Raw genomic sequence first — 12,335 nt, 5'->3', positions numbered from 1 at the left:
CAAAAAGTTTAACAAAGCATGAAAATGAGGATGCTTAGGGGATAAGCGCGAGCTCCGAATATGTTTGCGACAAGCCCGTTTTTCGCCATGACGTCAGCTCCATCGCTTGGATCTCCCCGGTATAACGCCTGAAGAGATCATATGTTCATGTTATGTTCTCATGGATTCCAGAGGTCGCAGCAAGAGTCAACGGGGCTGGTAACCAGTTTCACCGACTCATGCAGGTGGTGATTGAATCCGCACTCGAAAATTTTTTGAGAAAACCTTATATGGGGTCGAGAAAAGGAGCAGTTATGGCCCGTGTTGACCAGACAGATGATTGGCGGGATCGCCACGCCCCAACCATCAGCACTTTCGAGTCGCTGGCAATCGAGGCCTATGGCAATCTTCCGGAAGAATTTCGTGCGCTGACAACGAACCTGATCATCGAGATCGAAGATTTTCCCGATGACGAAGTGTTTGAGGATATGGCGCTGGAAACGCCTTTCGATCTTCTGGGCCTCTTTGAAGGACGTGGAATTTCAGAACGCTTCACCATGGAAACGGGTGAGCTTCCCAACCGCATCCGCCTCTATCGACGTCCTATCCTTGACTACTGGGCTGAAAATGACGAGACGCTGGGCGATATCATCACCCATGTTCTCATCCACGAAATCGGCCACCATTTCGGCTTGAGTGACGATGACATGGAGCGCATCGAGGAAAGCGCAGACGAGGCAGCGGATCGTACGGGCTGATCCGTCTGCCCCAATCTATCGACGGGCTTCCGTCGCCATGCGAATGGCAAGGCCTGCCAGGACTGTTCCCATCAGCCAGCGTTGAACAACCAGCCAGCTTGGCCGGCTGGATAGAAAGCCTGCGATGGATCCAGCTGCGAGTGCAATCATAGCATTCACTGTAATGCTTATCATGATTTGTGTCGTGCCAAGCGCCAGCGATTGTATGAGAACGCTGCCATGTTCCGGCTTAACGAACTGCGGCAATAGCGAAAGATACATGACGGCGATCTTCGGATTGAGAAGATTGGTCACGAAACCCATGGCGAACAATTTGCCTGGGCTATCCTTTGGCAGATCCTTCACCTGAAACGGCGATCTGCCGCCCGGTTTTACCGCCTGCCATGCCAGATAAAGCAGGTAAACCGCTCCGCCAATCCGCAGCGCATCATAGGCATAAGGAACAGCCATGACGATGGCCGTTATGCCGAAGGCCGCGCACAGCATGTAAAATATGAAGCCGAGCGCCACGCCGCCGAGAGAAATGAGTCCTGCCTTCGGCCCTTGGCAAATCGAGCGCGAAATCAGGTAAACCATATTCGGTCCGGGCGTCAGCACCATGCCCAGCGCAAGGATTGCGAATGTAGATAGAGTTAAAATATCAGGCATTCGCAATCCCTGCTATAAAATTACTGCTCGCCCAGCTTCATGCTTGGATCGTATTCCTTACCTTCTACCGTTTTTACAACTGCCTGACCGCAATAAAGCTTGTTCTCTGCGGCGTTGAACGTATGGGATGGCGATCCATACAGTTCCCAGCCCTTGTTGAGAGCATCCGTCACACGATGACAAAAGCTGGAATCGTCTGGTCCGGTCAGGAAGCGGTAAACTTTCATATTATTGTCTTTCTTCGTTCAATGATTTGCATTTGAGTGATCAATCGCTCTGCCTGTTCAAGATGCAGCCGCTCGATCATTCGGCCATCGAGGTTGATGACATTGAATTGAGACGCTTCCGGCTTTGCAAAGGCGTCCAGAATCATGCGCGCCTCGATGAGTTCCTGTTCAGAAGGACCGAAATGCCGGTTTGCCGGTTCGATCTGGGCAGGATGGATCAGCATCTTGCCATCGAATCCCATTTCACGGCCTTGCAGGCACTCGTTCTCGAAGTTTTCGCCATCACGAAAATCGTTGAATACGCTGTCGATGACGGTGAGGCCGTGGGCGCGGGCGGCCAGCACCACCTGCATGAGCCAAGGAACGAGGTAGGCCCGGCCGGGCTTTGGCAGAACGCGGGTTTCCTTGCGCAGATCATTCAGCCCCACCACGAAGCCTTGAAGTCTTGGCGCAATTTCACGGCGGGCAGCAGCCAGCATCCCGGCATTCAGGATGCCCTTCGGCGTCTCCATCATGCCCCATATTGCCATTGAGGGCGACGTAGCGGCAAGTTGCGTCTCACAGGTCTCGAGCTCTGCGAGGGTTTCCAGCTTGGGAATGAGAACCGCATCCGGCACCAATTCTCGCACGAGGGCGATATCTTCCGCTCCAAACTCGGAAGCTAGCGGATTGACGCGAATGATGGTGAGGCAATCAGCAATCCGTCCTGCCGAAAAGAACTGACGCAGATTGTCGCGGGCAGCTGCTTTTTGTTCGACTGCCACGGAATCCTCCAGATCGAGGATCACACCATCGCATTCGAGCATGCGAATCTTTTCCAGCGCTCGCTGATTCGAGGCAGGAACGCTGAGGAGAGATCGGTGCAGAACGGGAAGAGAAGATGCACGTTCAGTCATCGCAACTTTGTGACAATCTTTGTGATGCGATGCAATAGCGCAGAAATGCAAAAGCCCTTGCAAGACTCAAGATTAAGGCCCACATTTCCCACAGAAGAAAGGCTTTGAATATCATGCAGAACATTCGTGCACTCCTCTATGGTCTGGTCGGTATTGCTGCGATCGGTACACTTGTTGTGCTGACAGCGTCCCTAACGCTCGCCTTTGCCGGAATGTTGGCCGTCTTTACCGTGGTGAAAGCCATGACGCCTCGCCTCAAACCCGCACCTGTGCGCGCCAAGGCAAAATCTACCCAGTCCGAAATGCGTGTTTGGAACGATGGCCGAGGCACGATCATCGATCTCTGAAATCTAAGCAGCTTGTTGATGAGGCGCTTGAGTGGAGTGCCTCTCGAGAGCACGTATCCCCACGGGTCTGGAGTAGAGTGAAACTGCCTCTTACTTCCACGCGATATGCCTGATCGGCCTCGCTTTAGTACCGTTTGACGTTAATCCGGTCTTCAAATTCCCTGCAATTTGGTCTATGGCAGCTTCCGAATTACAAGTCTCGCGGAGGCAGATCATGGAAAAATTCGTCAAGCTCACCGGCGTTGCTGCGCCGCTTCCCGTTGTCAACATCGACACGGACATGATCATTCCGAAGGATTACCTGAAGACGATCAAGCGCACCGGTCTCGGCAAGGGTCTCTTTGCAGAAGCCCGCTACAAGGATGATGGTTCGCTCAACCCTGACTTCGTTCTCAACAAGCCTCAGTATGAAAATGCCAAGATCCTGGTGGCTGGTGATAACTTCGGCTGTGGCTCTTCCCGTGAGCATGCGCCATGGGCGCTGCTGGATTTCGGCATCCGCTGCGTCATCTCCACGTCCTTCGCCGACATTTTCTACAATAACTGTTTCAAGAACGGCATTCTGCCGATTGTTGTTTCGCAGGATGATCTCGACAAGCTGATGGATGATGCCTCGCGTGGCTCCAACGCAGTCTTGACGGTTGATCTGGAAGCACAGGAAATCTCCGGTCCGGATGGCGGCAAGATCACCTTCGACATCGACCCGGCGCGCAAGCACATCATGCTGGAAGGCCTCGATGATATCGCCACCACGCTGAAGAGCGATTCCGCAATCGCGAGCTTCGAGAGCAAGGTACAGGCCGAGCGCCCCTGGCTCTGAAACTGATCGAACATGAACCCGGCTCCTCAAGGAACCGGGTTTTCTTTTGCTCTCGTTCTGCGGCAGGCTCGGACGAGGTGAGGAGAGGAGCGCTGGCTGACGGCAGCGCAGAGGTGAGCCTGCTTTTGCCAAGGATATGATTGATGTCTCACAAGCTTTTCCTTCTTCCCGGTGACGGTATCGGCCCGGAAGCCATGGCCGAAGTTCGCAAGATCATCGCCTATATGAACGAGGCCATGAATACAGGCTTCGAAACTGAAGAAGGCCTGGTCGGCGGTTGTGCCTATGATGCGCATGGCTCGGCCATTTCCGAGGACGACATGGCAAAGGCCATGGCAGCGGATGCCGTTCTCTTCGGTGCCGTTGGTGGTCCGAAGTGGGATGCGGTGCCTTACGAAGTGCGTCCGGAAGCCGGTCTGCTCCGCCTGCGCAAGGATCTCGAACTGTTCGCAAACCTGCGCCCGGCCATCTGCTACCCGGCACTTGCCAATGCGTCCTCCCTGAAGCCTGAGCTGGTTGAAGGACTCGATATCCTGATCGTTCGCGAGTTGACGGGTGGTGTTTACTTCGGCGAACCAAAGACGATCATCGATCTGGGCAATGGCCAGAAGCGCGCAATCGATACGCAGGTTTACGATACCTATGAGATCGAGCGTATTTCGTCGGTTGCATTCGAACTCGCCCGCACGCGTAAGAACGCCGTCTGCTCCATGGAAAAGCGCAACGTCATGAAGTCTGGCGTTTTGTGGAACCAGGTTGTGACCGAGACCCACAAGGCGAAGTTCTCTGATGTGAAGCTGGACCATATGCTGGCGGATGCCGGCGGTATGCAGCTCGTTCGTGCACCGAAGCAGTTCGACGTGATCGTAACCGACAACCTCTTTGGCGATATGTTGTCCGACGTAGCAGCCATGCTGACCGGCTCTCTCGGCATGTTGCCGTCTGCTTCGCTGGGCGCGCCGGACGCCAAGACCGGCAAGCGGAAGGCGCTTTATGAGCCTGTACATGGCTCGGCACCGGATATTGCAGGTCAGGGCGTTGCAAACCCTATCGCCATGATTGCTTCCTTCGCCATGTGCCTGCGCTATTCGTTCAACATGGTTGCGGAAGCCGATCACCTCGAAAAGGCTATCGCCAACGTCCTCGACAAGGGTATCCGTACCGGTGATATCATGGCTGAAGGCGCAACGCGCGTCGGCACCGCCGAAATGGGCGATGCCATTCTGGCCGAGTTCAAGTCGCTCGCGGCCTGAGCCAACTCTCATCTATGACGATTACGACGCCCTGCAGATGCAGGGCGTTTGCATTTTAACATAGGGAGAAGGGCATCAAACTGCTGTTACGTAGCTCGTGTACCCAAGGCCATTTTCAGCGATGAGGTGGCCCCATGCTCAAGTCCATCGTCCGGCGTTCTAACAGACATCGTCATAGTCCAGTCGATTATCATCCTGAGTGGCTGATCCTGGGCGGAAATATCGCGCTTCTGTCCGCTTTTGTTTTCGACGAGCCTGTCGCCCGCTTTTTTCGCTCTACGCACTCGGAGCTCAAATCCTTCGGAACAGTCATTACCGAAGTCGGCAATTCGGGATGGATCTTTGCCGTGGCGGGCGTCCTGCTTCTGCAGGCGTTGAAACATCTGCGAGCCGCCGATTGCCGTAGCGTTCGCTATAATGCCTCACTCATCATGCAGGCGGCAAGCTACGTCATTCTGACGGTCGCCATCTCAGGCCTGACTGCCAATCTTTTGAAATGGTTGATTGGGCGAACGCGACCGGCGCTCGAAAGCACGTTTACATTTGCGCCTTTCGAGGGCGGCCATCTTTATGCAAGTTTCCCGTCCGGTCATGCCACGACCATCGGCGCCATCATGATGAGCATCTATCTTCTGGCTCCGGTCATGCGCCTCCCAACCCTGATTCTCGCGCTTTGGCTTGGCTTTTCCCGCGTCATGGTCGGGGCGCATTATCCAAGCGATGTCATTGCCGGCTTGGCTCTTGGCGCCTGGTTTGCCCTTTTGTTTGCCAGCGTTTTTGCGCGATACGGATTGTTGTTCAGGAAGATGGAGCAAACTTTCCCTCGCCCGCGCAGCGGCTTGCGCCCGACCGGTGGAGCAGGCTCGATTGCGATAAAATGATCGAATGAGGCGGATCAGGCCTTTGCCGGGTCGTTGTCCGGATCCATGCCGATAAACGAAAACAGGATGTCACGGGCCTTGTCTTCGTCCCGATGTCTGGCTGCGTCGCAAAGGTCGTCCAGCGCTTCCTTGAGCGGCAGTTTGGCAATGGCGCTGGAATCCGCACGCAGGATCTTGGGATGCTCGGTCTTCATGGCGTTTGCCATATCGTAGAACAGCTCTTCGAAAAGCTTTTCACCGGGGCGACTGCCTGTCACCTTGACCTCAATTCCGCCCACCGGGTTCCTGGCGTCCCTGACTGCAAACCCGGCCAGCCGGATCATGTTCTCCGCCAGATCGCCGATGCGGACCGGTTCGCCCATTTCCAGCAAGAAGATATCGCCGCCCTGTGATAGCGCGCTTGCCTGGACGATGAGTTCGGCTGCTTCCTGGATCGACATGAAATAACGACGCATGTCCGGGTTGGTCACCGTTACGGGCCCACCATTGGCGATCTGCTTCTTGAACAGCGGAACCACGGAGCCATTCGAGCCCAGAACGTTCCCGAAACGAACCGCACAGAAATTCTGCTCGCGACCCAATTCCCGCGCCTTGAGCGCCATCTGGCGCACGATGAGTTCGGCCCAGCGCTTGGTAGCGCCCATGACATTGGTTGGGCGAACCGCCTTATCGGACGAAATGAGAACGAAGTCTGCGATGTTTTCCTCGAAGGCAACCTTTGCAACCGTTGCCGTTCCGAAGATGTTGTTTTCTATACCCTCGATGGCATTGGCTTCGACCAGTGGCACATGCTTGTGCGCTGCCGCGTGGTAAAGAATATCCACCTTGTGCTGGCAAATGGCATCGCGCACACGCGCTTCATGGGTGATGGACCCCAGAACCGGAATGACGGGGCAGCGCCCTGTCGCCTGCAGTTCCTGGTCGATCATGTAAAGCGCATACTCATTGGCTTCGAAAAGAATGAGGGCCTTGGGCTTCCATTGCACGATGAGGCGGCAGAGCTCCGATCCGATCGATCCGCCCGCCCCCGTCACCATCACCGTACGATCTTCAAGGATCTTGCCGAGCAATTTCGGATCCGGCGGCACGAAGGAGCGACCAAGCAATTCGTCGATCTCGATCTCACGGATCTGGTTGGCGAGATAGCGTCCATCCACGAGGTCGGTAATGTCTGGCACTGTCCGGATCTTCACGCCGAGACCGCTGATGCTGCTGATTACGCTCTTGCGCCGATCTGCCGAAAGCGACGACAGCGAGAGGATGATTTCCTCGACGCCATATTGATCGATCAGCTTTGGCAAGTTGGCCGGATTGTAGACGCGATACCCACCAAGATCGCGACCATGATGGTTCGGATCCTCATCCAGCAATCCGACGACATATCGATTGCCGTTGCCGCGCAGCGCGGTTGCGAGCTGTACCGAGGACGCGCTTGCACCGTAGATGAAAATCGGATGCTCGTCCCGGCGCATGCCGGTGCCCTGGTTCAGGATAACCTTCACGGCAAACCGGAAGCCGCCGACGAGCGTCGTGCCGATCGCAAAATAGAAGAACGGGACCGAGCGGGGAACGACCCCGCGTCCGGACATTTCAAGCATGAAGACGACAAGGATCCAGAGCATGGTGGCTGCCGCCATGGCCTGGAGGATTGTCCAGATGGCCGTATCGGGCAAATAGCGCAGCACGGCGCGGTAGAGGCCCAGCCGTATGAAGATCGGTATGGCGATGATGGGTGCTGCCAGTGCGAGAAAGATGCGCTCGTCTGTCAACACCGGATCCCAGACAGCATAGCGCAGCGCATAACTGGCCCAGATCGCCGTGATCAGCGCCGCACAATCATAACCGATAAGGATTAGACGCTTCCAGAAGCGTGGCATGCTTTCGATGATGTGGCGCAAAAAGTGAAGCATCGTCTATCCGGCGGGAACCCTGTTATTGTGGGCATATCAAGCGGCGCAAACTCCGCATCAACGAAATTTCATTCTCGCGAGGGTAATCCCAGAACGGTCTTCTTCAAGGCGTCATCGACCTCGAATGGTGGTGACCATCGAAGGCTTTCGACCGTCTTGCCTATATCGACCTGGAGATTGCTAAGCAAGCGGTCGCTATAGGAACGTTTCCCCAGCGCGACAGCCATCGCGTGCAAAAGGGCTGGGGGTACCGGAAGATTCAACCCGTTTCGACCTTGTAGGCGTGCCAGCCTGGAGAAGAGGTCTCCCGTAGACAAATCCTCTTTGTCACTTGCCATAAACACTCTTTCGTTCGGCATCTCTGCTTTTGCCGCCCTGATGAGGAGATCGACCAGATTTCCGACATAGATCAGCGAGCGCTTGTTGTGGCAGAGGCCGAAGAGGGAGGGGAGGCCGCTTGCTGCCCATCGCATTAGCAGCTTGAAATTGGCGCCCACGCCCGGCCCGTAAACCAGTGGCGGTCTTAAGATGATGACCTCAAGCCTCGTTTCGTCGGCAAGTTTCAGCAATTGTCCTTCTGCTTCAGCCTTCGATTGACCATAGGCATCCTCTGGTGCCGGACGATCGCTTGCCTTGAACGCCCTTCCCGGACTTGTTCTTTCGCCATTCACCTTGACGGAGCTGACGAAAACGAAGCGACGGACCTCTGCAGCCTGTGCCTGCCGTGCCAGATTGACCGTGGCTTCCACGTTCAACGCGCGGAAGGCAGCCAGTGGGTCCGCTTCCGTTTCGGACATGACATGCACCCGGGCTGCAAGATGGACGACCGTCTCGATTCCTTGCAAAGCCATCGACCAGTTGGTGGTGCGGCTGATATCGCCAATCGCGGTCGTCGCGTTTGCGCCATTGCGCGTGACTGGCCGGAACGGAATATTCCGGTGTTTCAGTTCATCGCACAGATGGCGACCCACGAATCCATTGGCTCCAGTAACAAGGATCATGTCGGCTTCCTGCCATTCAGCCGAACACATCGAGCGCGGTAGGCCCCTGGAGAGGCTGAAACGTCGTCAGGCAGTCCGGCGCCCGCCGCCAGCACAGCCAAAATCGCGAGGCCGTAGGCGACGAGGACGATGCACCATCCGGCGAACCCCTGCGGCACCATCATCGCGAGCGGCAGAAGGATCAGAAGATTGATGAAAAACGATGCTGTGGAGACGGGCCGCGCGCCTCCGAAGCGGCGAGACAGGCGCTGATAGGCATGTGCACGATGAGCCTGTGACAGCCTGTCGGCACCCAGAAAGCGGACAATCAGTGTCGTTGTGGCGTCGGTCGCAAACAGAAGGGCGAGCAACAGCCATTGTGGCAGCGTCATCCAGCCCTGCACCAAGGTCTGAAACGCCAATGCCACGATGATGAAGCCCAGAAAAGTACTGCCTGCATCACCCATGAAGATCTTTGCAGGAGGCCAGTTGAATACAAGGAACCCAAGGGTGGCAACCGCGACGATTGCCATCATCCACCAGGGCCATTGATCGAGGGCCTCAGGAACCTGAAGGAGGGAAAGTGTCATCGCAGACACCATCATCGTCACGGTTTGCTGCCCTGCAATTCCATCGATCCCGTCCATGAAATTGAAAAGATTGATCCACCAGACCCCGCTGATGAGGAGAAGGAGAGCAAGCAAAGGCATCAGGATGAGGTTGGTCCCGCCGCTGAGCATTGCGACCGGTTGAGTGATGAGCAATACACAGATGACGGATACTGTCTGGACAGCCATTCTCAATCGCGCCGGAAGCGGATTGCGGTCATCGATGAAACCAACGACAGCGATGATGAGCGAAAGAACAAGCAAGGCTAGATCGCTGAGTGTCGTTCCCGGAAGAAGAAAACCGGCCATGCAGGCAGCGATAACGATGCCAACGCCGCCGCCTGCCGGGGTTGGTTTCACGTGAGACGATCTTCCAAGAGGGATCTGGATGAGGCCCAGCGCCGCTGCGTTGCGGATCATCACATAGACGCAAAATACGCTGACGGCGAAGCAGCCGATAAGAATGGCAATGTTGGCCAGCATGCAGTGTTCTCTCCTGATGCCGCCTGCTCTAGAAGGCGTGCCCTGTCTTGTCCAGTCGAAGATCGGCAACGGCCCAGGGAGGTCTTGACTTCATCACGAAATCTTCTAATGAGTTCAGCCGAAAGGAAGCAAGAATGTATCGCTGCGACAGTCACATCGCTGCCTTCTGCCAACCGGCTCACTCGGCCGGATTGCTTCCCGTTGCATCCGCATCCGAAAAAACCACGGCCAAAACGACGACGAAAACCGTCTGACGTCTCTGGCCCACCGCTCTCTCCCCGGTCTGGCCGGGGATAAGGGATACACGGCGCGTTTCCGTGGTTCCCCCCTCCGACATCCGAGGAGAGAAGAGAAAGAGAGCAGTAACATGGGTTTCAAGATTGCAATCGTCGGCGCGACCGGCAATGTCGGACGGGAGATGTTGAACATCCTCTCCGAACGCGGTTTTCCAGCATCAGAAGTTGTCGCGCTGGCTTCCGCTCGCAGTCAGGGCACGGAAGTTTCCTTCGGCGACAAGACGCTGAAGGTTTCCAATCTCGACAATTACGATTTTTCCGACACGGACATCTGCCTGATGTCTGCCGGCGGCACGATCTCGCAGAAGTGGTCGCCGAAGATCGGCGCGCAGGGCTGCGTCGTCATCGATAACTCATCAGCCTGGCGTTATGATTCGGAAGTTCCGCTGATCGTGCCGGAAGTTAACCCGGATGCGATTGCCGGCTTCACCAAGAAGAACATCATTGCGAATCCCAACTGCTCGACGGCGCAGCTTGTCGTCGCCCTGAAGCCCTTGCATGATGTCGCGAAGATCAAGCGTGTCGTCGTTTCGACCTATCAGTCCGTCTCCGGCGCGGGCAAGGAAGGCATGGACGAACTCTTTACACAGACGCGTGCTGTCTTCGTCGCAGACCCGGTTGAATCCAAGAAGTTCACCAAGCGCATCGCCTTCAACGTCATTCCGCATATCGACGTGTTCATGGAAGACGGCTACACGAAGGAAGAGTGGAAGGTTCTGGCCGAAACCAAGAAAATGCTGGATCCGAAGATCAAGGTTACCTGCACGGCAGTTCGCGTGCCGGTCTTCATCGGTCACTCGGAATCCGTCAATATCGAATTCGAGAACGAAATCACTGCCGATCAGGCACGTGATATTCTGCGCGAAGCTCCCGGTTGCCTTGTCATCGACAAGCACGAGAACGGCGGTTACGTCACGCCTGTCGAATGCGCGGGTGAAGATGCCACCTACATCTCTCGCATCCGCGAAGATGCAACGGTCGAAAACGGTCTCAACCTGTGGGTCGTTTCCGATAACCTGCGCAAGGGTGCTGCACTGAATGCCGTTCAGATCGCAGAGCTTCTCGTCAACCGCGGTCTCATCAAGCCGCGCAGCAACGCGGCATAAACTTACTGTTTCGTAACCATGTTTCGGTAAGCCTCGCTCTCACGAGCGGGGCTTTTCTCTGGACAGTTCACGATCATTTCATAAGTGGTTGAGTTGTGCGCGACGAAGCCTCTCGCCATAACCTCGACAGAAACAGGAACCCTGGTGGTGCGAAGAGCCGCGGTTCTGCAACGGATGGGATCAACGAATGTTGAAATCGATCGCTGGCGGTGTTGCCGCCCTCGCAATGCTCCTCAGCGTCAGTGCGGCTCAGGCTGCATCTTGCGGAAACGATGCCTCGGGTTTCAATGCCTGGGTCGATAATTTCAAGCGGGTTGCGCCATCCAAGGGTATTTCCCCTTCCGTGCTCGAGACGGCTTTTGCGAATGTGCAATATAATCGGCCGACCATCCGGGCTGACCGCGGCCAGAAAAGCTTCAAGCTTTCGTTCGACGAGTTCATGAAGAAGCGCGGCGGACAGGCGATCATCTCACGCGGCAAAAGCATGAAGTCTGCAAATGCTGCGCTGTTTGCCAATATTGAACGCCGCTACGGCGTTCCGGCAGGTCCCTTGCTTGCAATCTGGGGTATGGAAACCGGCTTTGGTTCCTTCCTGGGCGATCAGCATACGCTTTCTGCCGTAGCCACGCTGGCTTATGATTGCCGTCGCTCGGACTACTTCACGGAACAGCTTTATGCAGCTCTCCAGCTTGTTGCCCGCGGTGATCTTTCCACCACGGCGAAGGGTGCTGCCCATGGCGAGATCGGGCAGACGCAGTTCCTGCCGCTGAACGTCATTCGCTATGGTGCGGATGGCGACGGTGACGGTCATGTCGACATGGTTCGTTCGCGCGCAGACGCCTTGGCATCGACAGCGAATTTCCTTGTCGGTCACGGATGGCAGCGTGGTGCTGGTTATCAGCAGGGACAGCCGAACTTCAAGGCTATCCAGGGCTGGAATGCAGCGACAGTGTATCAGCAGGCTATCGCCTATATCGGCGCTCAGATCGACGGCTGATACGCCCTTGATCCTGATTGGAAAGCGTCCCTTCCAAAGGGGCGCTTTTTTCTTGTAATCAAAGTAAATCTCCACCTACGGTGGAGGACTGGACGAGTTCTACATCGTAGTGGAGAGACCTCCGGCTTGGACCGTTAGCGCGGACG

At 55.9% G+C, this 12,335-nt stretch carries 13 protein-coding genes; 7 read left to right on the top strand and 6 right to left on the bottom strand.

The features are described 5' to 3' along the window. Positions 1–293 precede the first annotated feature (293 nt). Positions 294–737: a metallopeptidase family protein gene (locus MUU53_RS22200; protein ID WP_062557238.1), complete on the top strand. Its 444-nt coding sequence runs from the start codon at positions 294–296 to the stop codon at positions 735–737. Positions 738–752: 15 nt separating this feature from the next. On the opposite strand, the gene MUU53_RS22195 is transcribed toward MUU53_RS22200, so the two are convergent. From MUU53_RS22195 to MUU53_RS22185, 3 genes are read right to left on the bottom strand one after another with little or no spacing between them, the layout of a single operon-like run. Next, a complete protein-coding gene (locus MUU53_RS22195; protein ID WP_247262796.1) occupies positions 753–1,385 on the bottom strand; it encodes a LysE family translocator in 633 nt (210 codons plus the stop codon). A 20-nt stretch (positions 1,386–1,405) separates the two neighbouring features. Then, on the bottom strand, positions 1,406–1,612 hold the full coding sequence (locus tag MUU53_RS22190) for a DUF1737 domain-containing protein (protein WP_062557236.1): 207 nt from the start codon (positions 1,610–1,612) through the stop codon (positions 1,406–1,408). Continuing rightward, complete coding sequence (locus tag MUU53_RS22185; protein ID WP_247262795.1) at positions 1,609–2,508, bottom strand: HpcH/HpaI aldolase/citrate lyase family protein; 900 nt, start codon at positions 2,506–2,508, stop codon at positions 1,609–1,611. Before MUU53_RS22185 ends, MUU53_RS22190 begins: the two co-directional genes overlap by 4 nt. A 113-nt stretch (positions 2,509–2,621) precedes the next feature. Between MUU53_RS22185 and MUU53_RS22180 the strand changes: the two genes are divergently transcribed. From MUU53_RS22180 to MUU53_RS22165, 4 genes are all read left to right on the top strand, one after another. Beyond that, positions 2,622–2,855: a hypothetical protein gene (locus tag MUU53_RS22180; protein WP_247262794.1), complete on the top strand. Its 234-nt coding sequence runs from the start codon at positions 2,622–2,624 to the stop codon at positions 2,853–2,855. 214 nt (positions 2,856–3,069) lie between these two features. Further along, complete coding sequence (leuD, locus tag MUU53_RS22175; RefSeq protein WP_062557233.1) at positions 3,070–3,675, top strand: 3-isopropylmalate dehydratase small subunit; 606 nt, start codon at positions 3,070–3,072, stop codon at positions 3,673–3,675. Positions 3,676–3,818: 143 nt separating this feature from the next. After that, positions 3,819–4,928, top strand: coding sequence for a 3-isopropylmalate dehydrogenase (leuB, locus tag MUU53_RS22170; protein WP_377307370.1), 1,110 nt, complete (start codon positions 3,819–3,821; stop codon positions 4,926–4,928). 134 nt (positions 4,929–5,062) lie between these two features. Further along, positions 5,063–5,809, top strand: coding sequence for a phosphatase PAP2 family protein (locus tag MUU53_RS22165; RefSeq protein ID WP_247262792.1), 747 nt, complete (start codon positions 5,063–5,065; stop codon positions 5,807–5,809). 14 nt (positions 5,810–5,823) lie between these two features. On the opposite strand, the gene MUU53_RS22160 is transcribed toward MUU53_RS22165, so the two are convergent. The 3 genes from MUU53_RS22160 to MUU53_RS22150 all read right to left on the bottom strand — a co-directional run bounded on the left by MUU53_RS22160 (position 5,824) and on the right by MUU53_RS22150 (position 9,790). Next, on the bottom strand, positions 5,824–7,719 hold the full coding sequence (locus tag MUU53_RS22160) for a polysaccharide biosynthesis protein (RefSeq protein ID WP_247262791.1): 1,896 nt from the start codon (positions 7,717–7,719) through the stop codon (positions 5,824–5,826). Between the two features lie 68 nt (positions 7,720–7,787). Continuing rightward, complete coding sequence (locus MUU53_RS22155; RefSeq protein WP_247262790.1) at positions 7,788–8,720, bottom strand: NAD-dependent epimerase/dehydratase family protein; 933 nt, start codon at positions 8,718–8,720, stop codon at positions 7,788–7,790. Then, positions 8,717–9,790 carry an MraY family glycosyltransferase gene (locus tag MUU53_RS22150; RefSeq protein ID WP_247262789.1) on the bottom strand — a complete coding sequence of 358 codons (1,074 nt, stop codon included), beginning with the start codon at positions 9,788–9,790 and terminating at the stop codon, positions 8,717–8,719. Before MUU53_RS22150 ends, MUU53_RS22155 begins: the two co-directional genes overlap by 4 nt. Positions 9,791–10,157: 367 nt before the next feature. Between MUU53_RS22150 and MUU53_RS22145 the strand changes: the two genes are divergently transcribed. After that, complete coding sequence (locus MUU53_RS22145; protein ID WP_247262788.1) at positions 10,158–11,192, top strand: aspartate-semialdehyde dehydrogenase; 1,035 nt, start codon at positions 10,158–10,160, stop codon at positions 11,190–11,192. A gap of 187 nt (positions 11,193–11,379) precedes the next feature. Then, complete coding sequence (locus tag MUU53_RS22140; RefSeq protein ID WP_062557226.1) at positions 11,380–12,189, top strand: lytic murein transglycosylase; 810 nt, start codon at positions 11,380–11,382, stop codon at positions 12,187–12,189. The last annotated feature ends 146 nt before the right edge of the window (positions 12,190–12,335 follow it).

It is taken from the genome of Affinirhizobium lemnae (genome assembly GCF_022968395.1).
Taxonomy (GTDB): domain Bacteria; phylum Pseudomonadota; class Alphaproteobacteria; order Rhizobiales; family Rhizobiaceae; genus Neorhizobium; species Neorhizobium lemnae.
The sequence above is the reverse complement of the archived record's forward strand: the minus strand, read 5'-3'. Positions and strand labels throughout refer to the sequence as shown.

Excerpts from the sequence above, each read along its gene's own strand:
- MUU53_RS22195 (WP_247262796.1), bottom strand. The coding sequence starts at position 1,385 with ATGCCTGATATTTTAACTCTATCTACATTCGCAATCCTTGCGCTGGGC.
- MUU53_RS22190 (WP_062557236.1), bottom strand. The coding sequence starts at position 1,612 with ATGAAAGTTTACCGCTTCCTGACCGGACCAGACGATTCCAGCTTTTGT.
- MUU53_RS22180 (WP_247262794.1), top strand. The coding sequence starts at position 2,622 with ATGCAGAACATTCGTGCACTCCTCTATGGTCTGGTCGGTATTGCTGCG.
- MUU53_RS22155 (WP_247262790.1), bottom strand. The coding sequence starts at position 8,720 with ATGATCCTTGTTACTGGAGCCAATGGATTCGTGGGTCGCCATCTGTGC.
- MUU53_RS22185 (WP_247262795.1), bottom strand. The coding sequence starts at position 2,508 with ATGACTGAACGTGCATCTTCTCTTCCCGTTCTGCACCGATCTCTCCTC.
- MUU53_RS22145 (WP_247262788.1), top strand. The coding sequence starts at position 10,158 with ATGGGTTTCAAGATTGCAATCGTCGGCGCGACCGGCAATGTCGGACGG.
- leuB (WP_377307370.1), top strand. The coding sequence starts at position 3,819 with ATGTCTCACAAGCTTTTCCTTCTTCCCGGTGACGGTATCGGCCCGGAA.
- MUU53_RS22160 (WP_247262791.1), bottom strand. The coding sequence starts at position 7,719 with ATGCTTCACTTTTTGCGCCACATCATCGAAAGCATGCCACGCTTCTGG.
- MUU53_RS22140 (WP_062557226.1), top strand. The coding sequence starts at position 11,380 with ATGTTGAAATCGATCGCTGGCGGTGTTGCCGCCCTCGCAATGCTCCTC.
- MUU53_RS22150 (WP_247262789.1), bottom strand. The coding sequence starts at position 9,790 with ATGCTGGCCAACATTGCCATTCTTATCGGCTGCTTCGCCGTCAGCGTA.
- leuD (WP_062557233.1), top strand. The coding sequence starts at position 3,070 with ATGGAAAAATTCGTCAAGCTCACCGGCGTTGCTGCGCCGCTTCCCGTT.
- MUU53_RS22200 (WP_062557238.1), top strand. The coding sequence starts at position 294 with ATGGCCCGTGTTGACCAGACAGATGATTGGCGGGATCGCCACGCCCCA.
- MUU53_RS22165 (WP_247262792.1), top strand. The coding sequence starts at position 5,063 with ATGCTCAAGTCCATCGTCCGGCGTTCTAACAGACATCGTCATAGTCCA.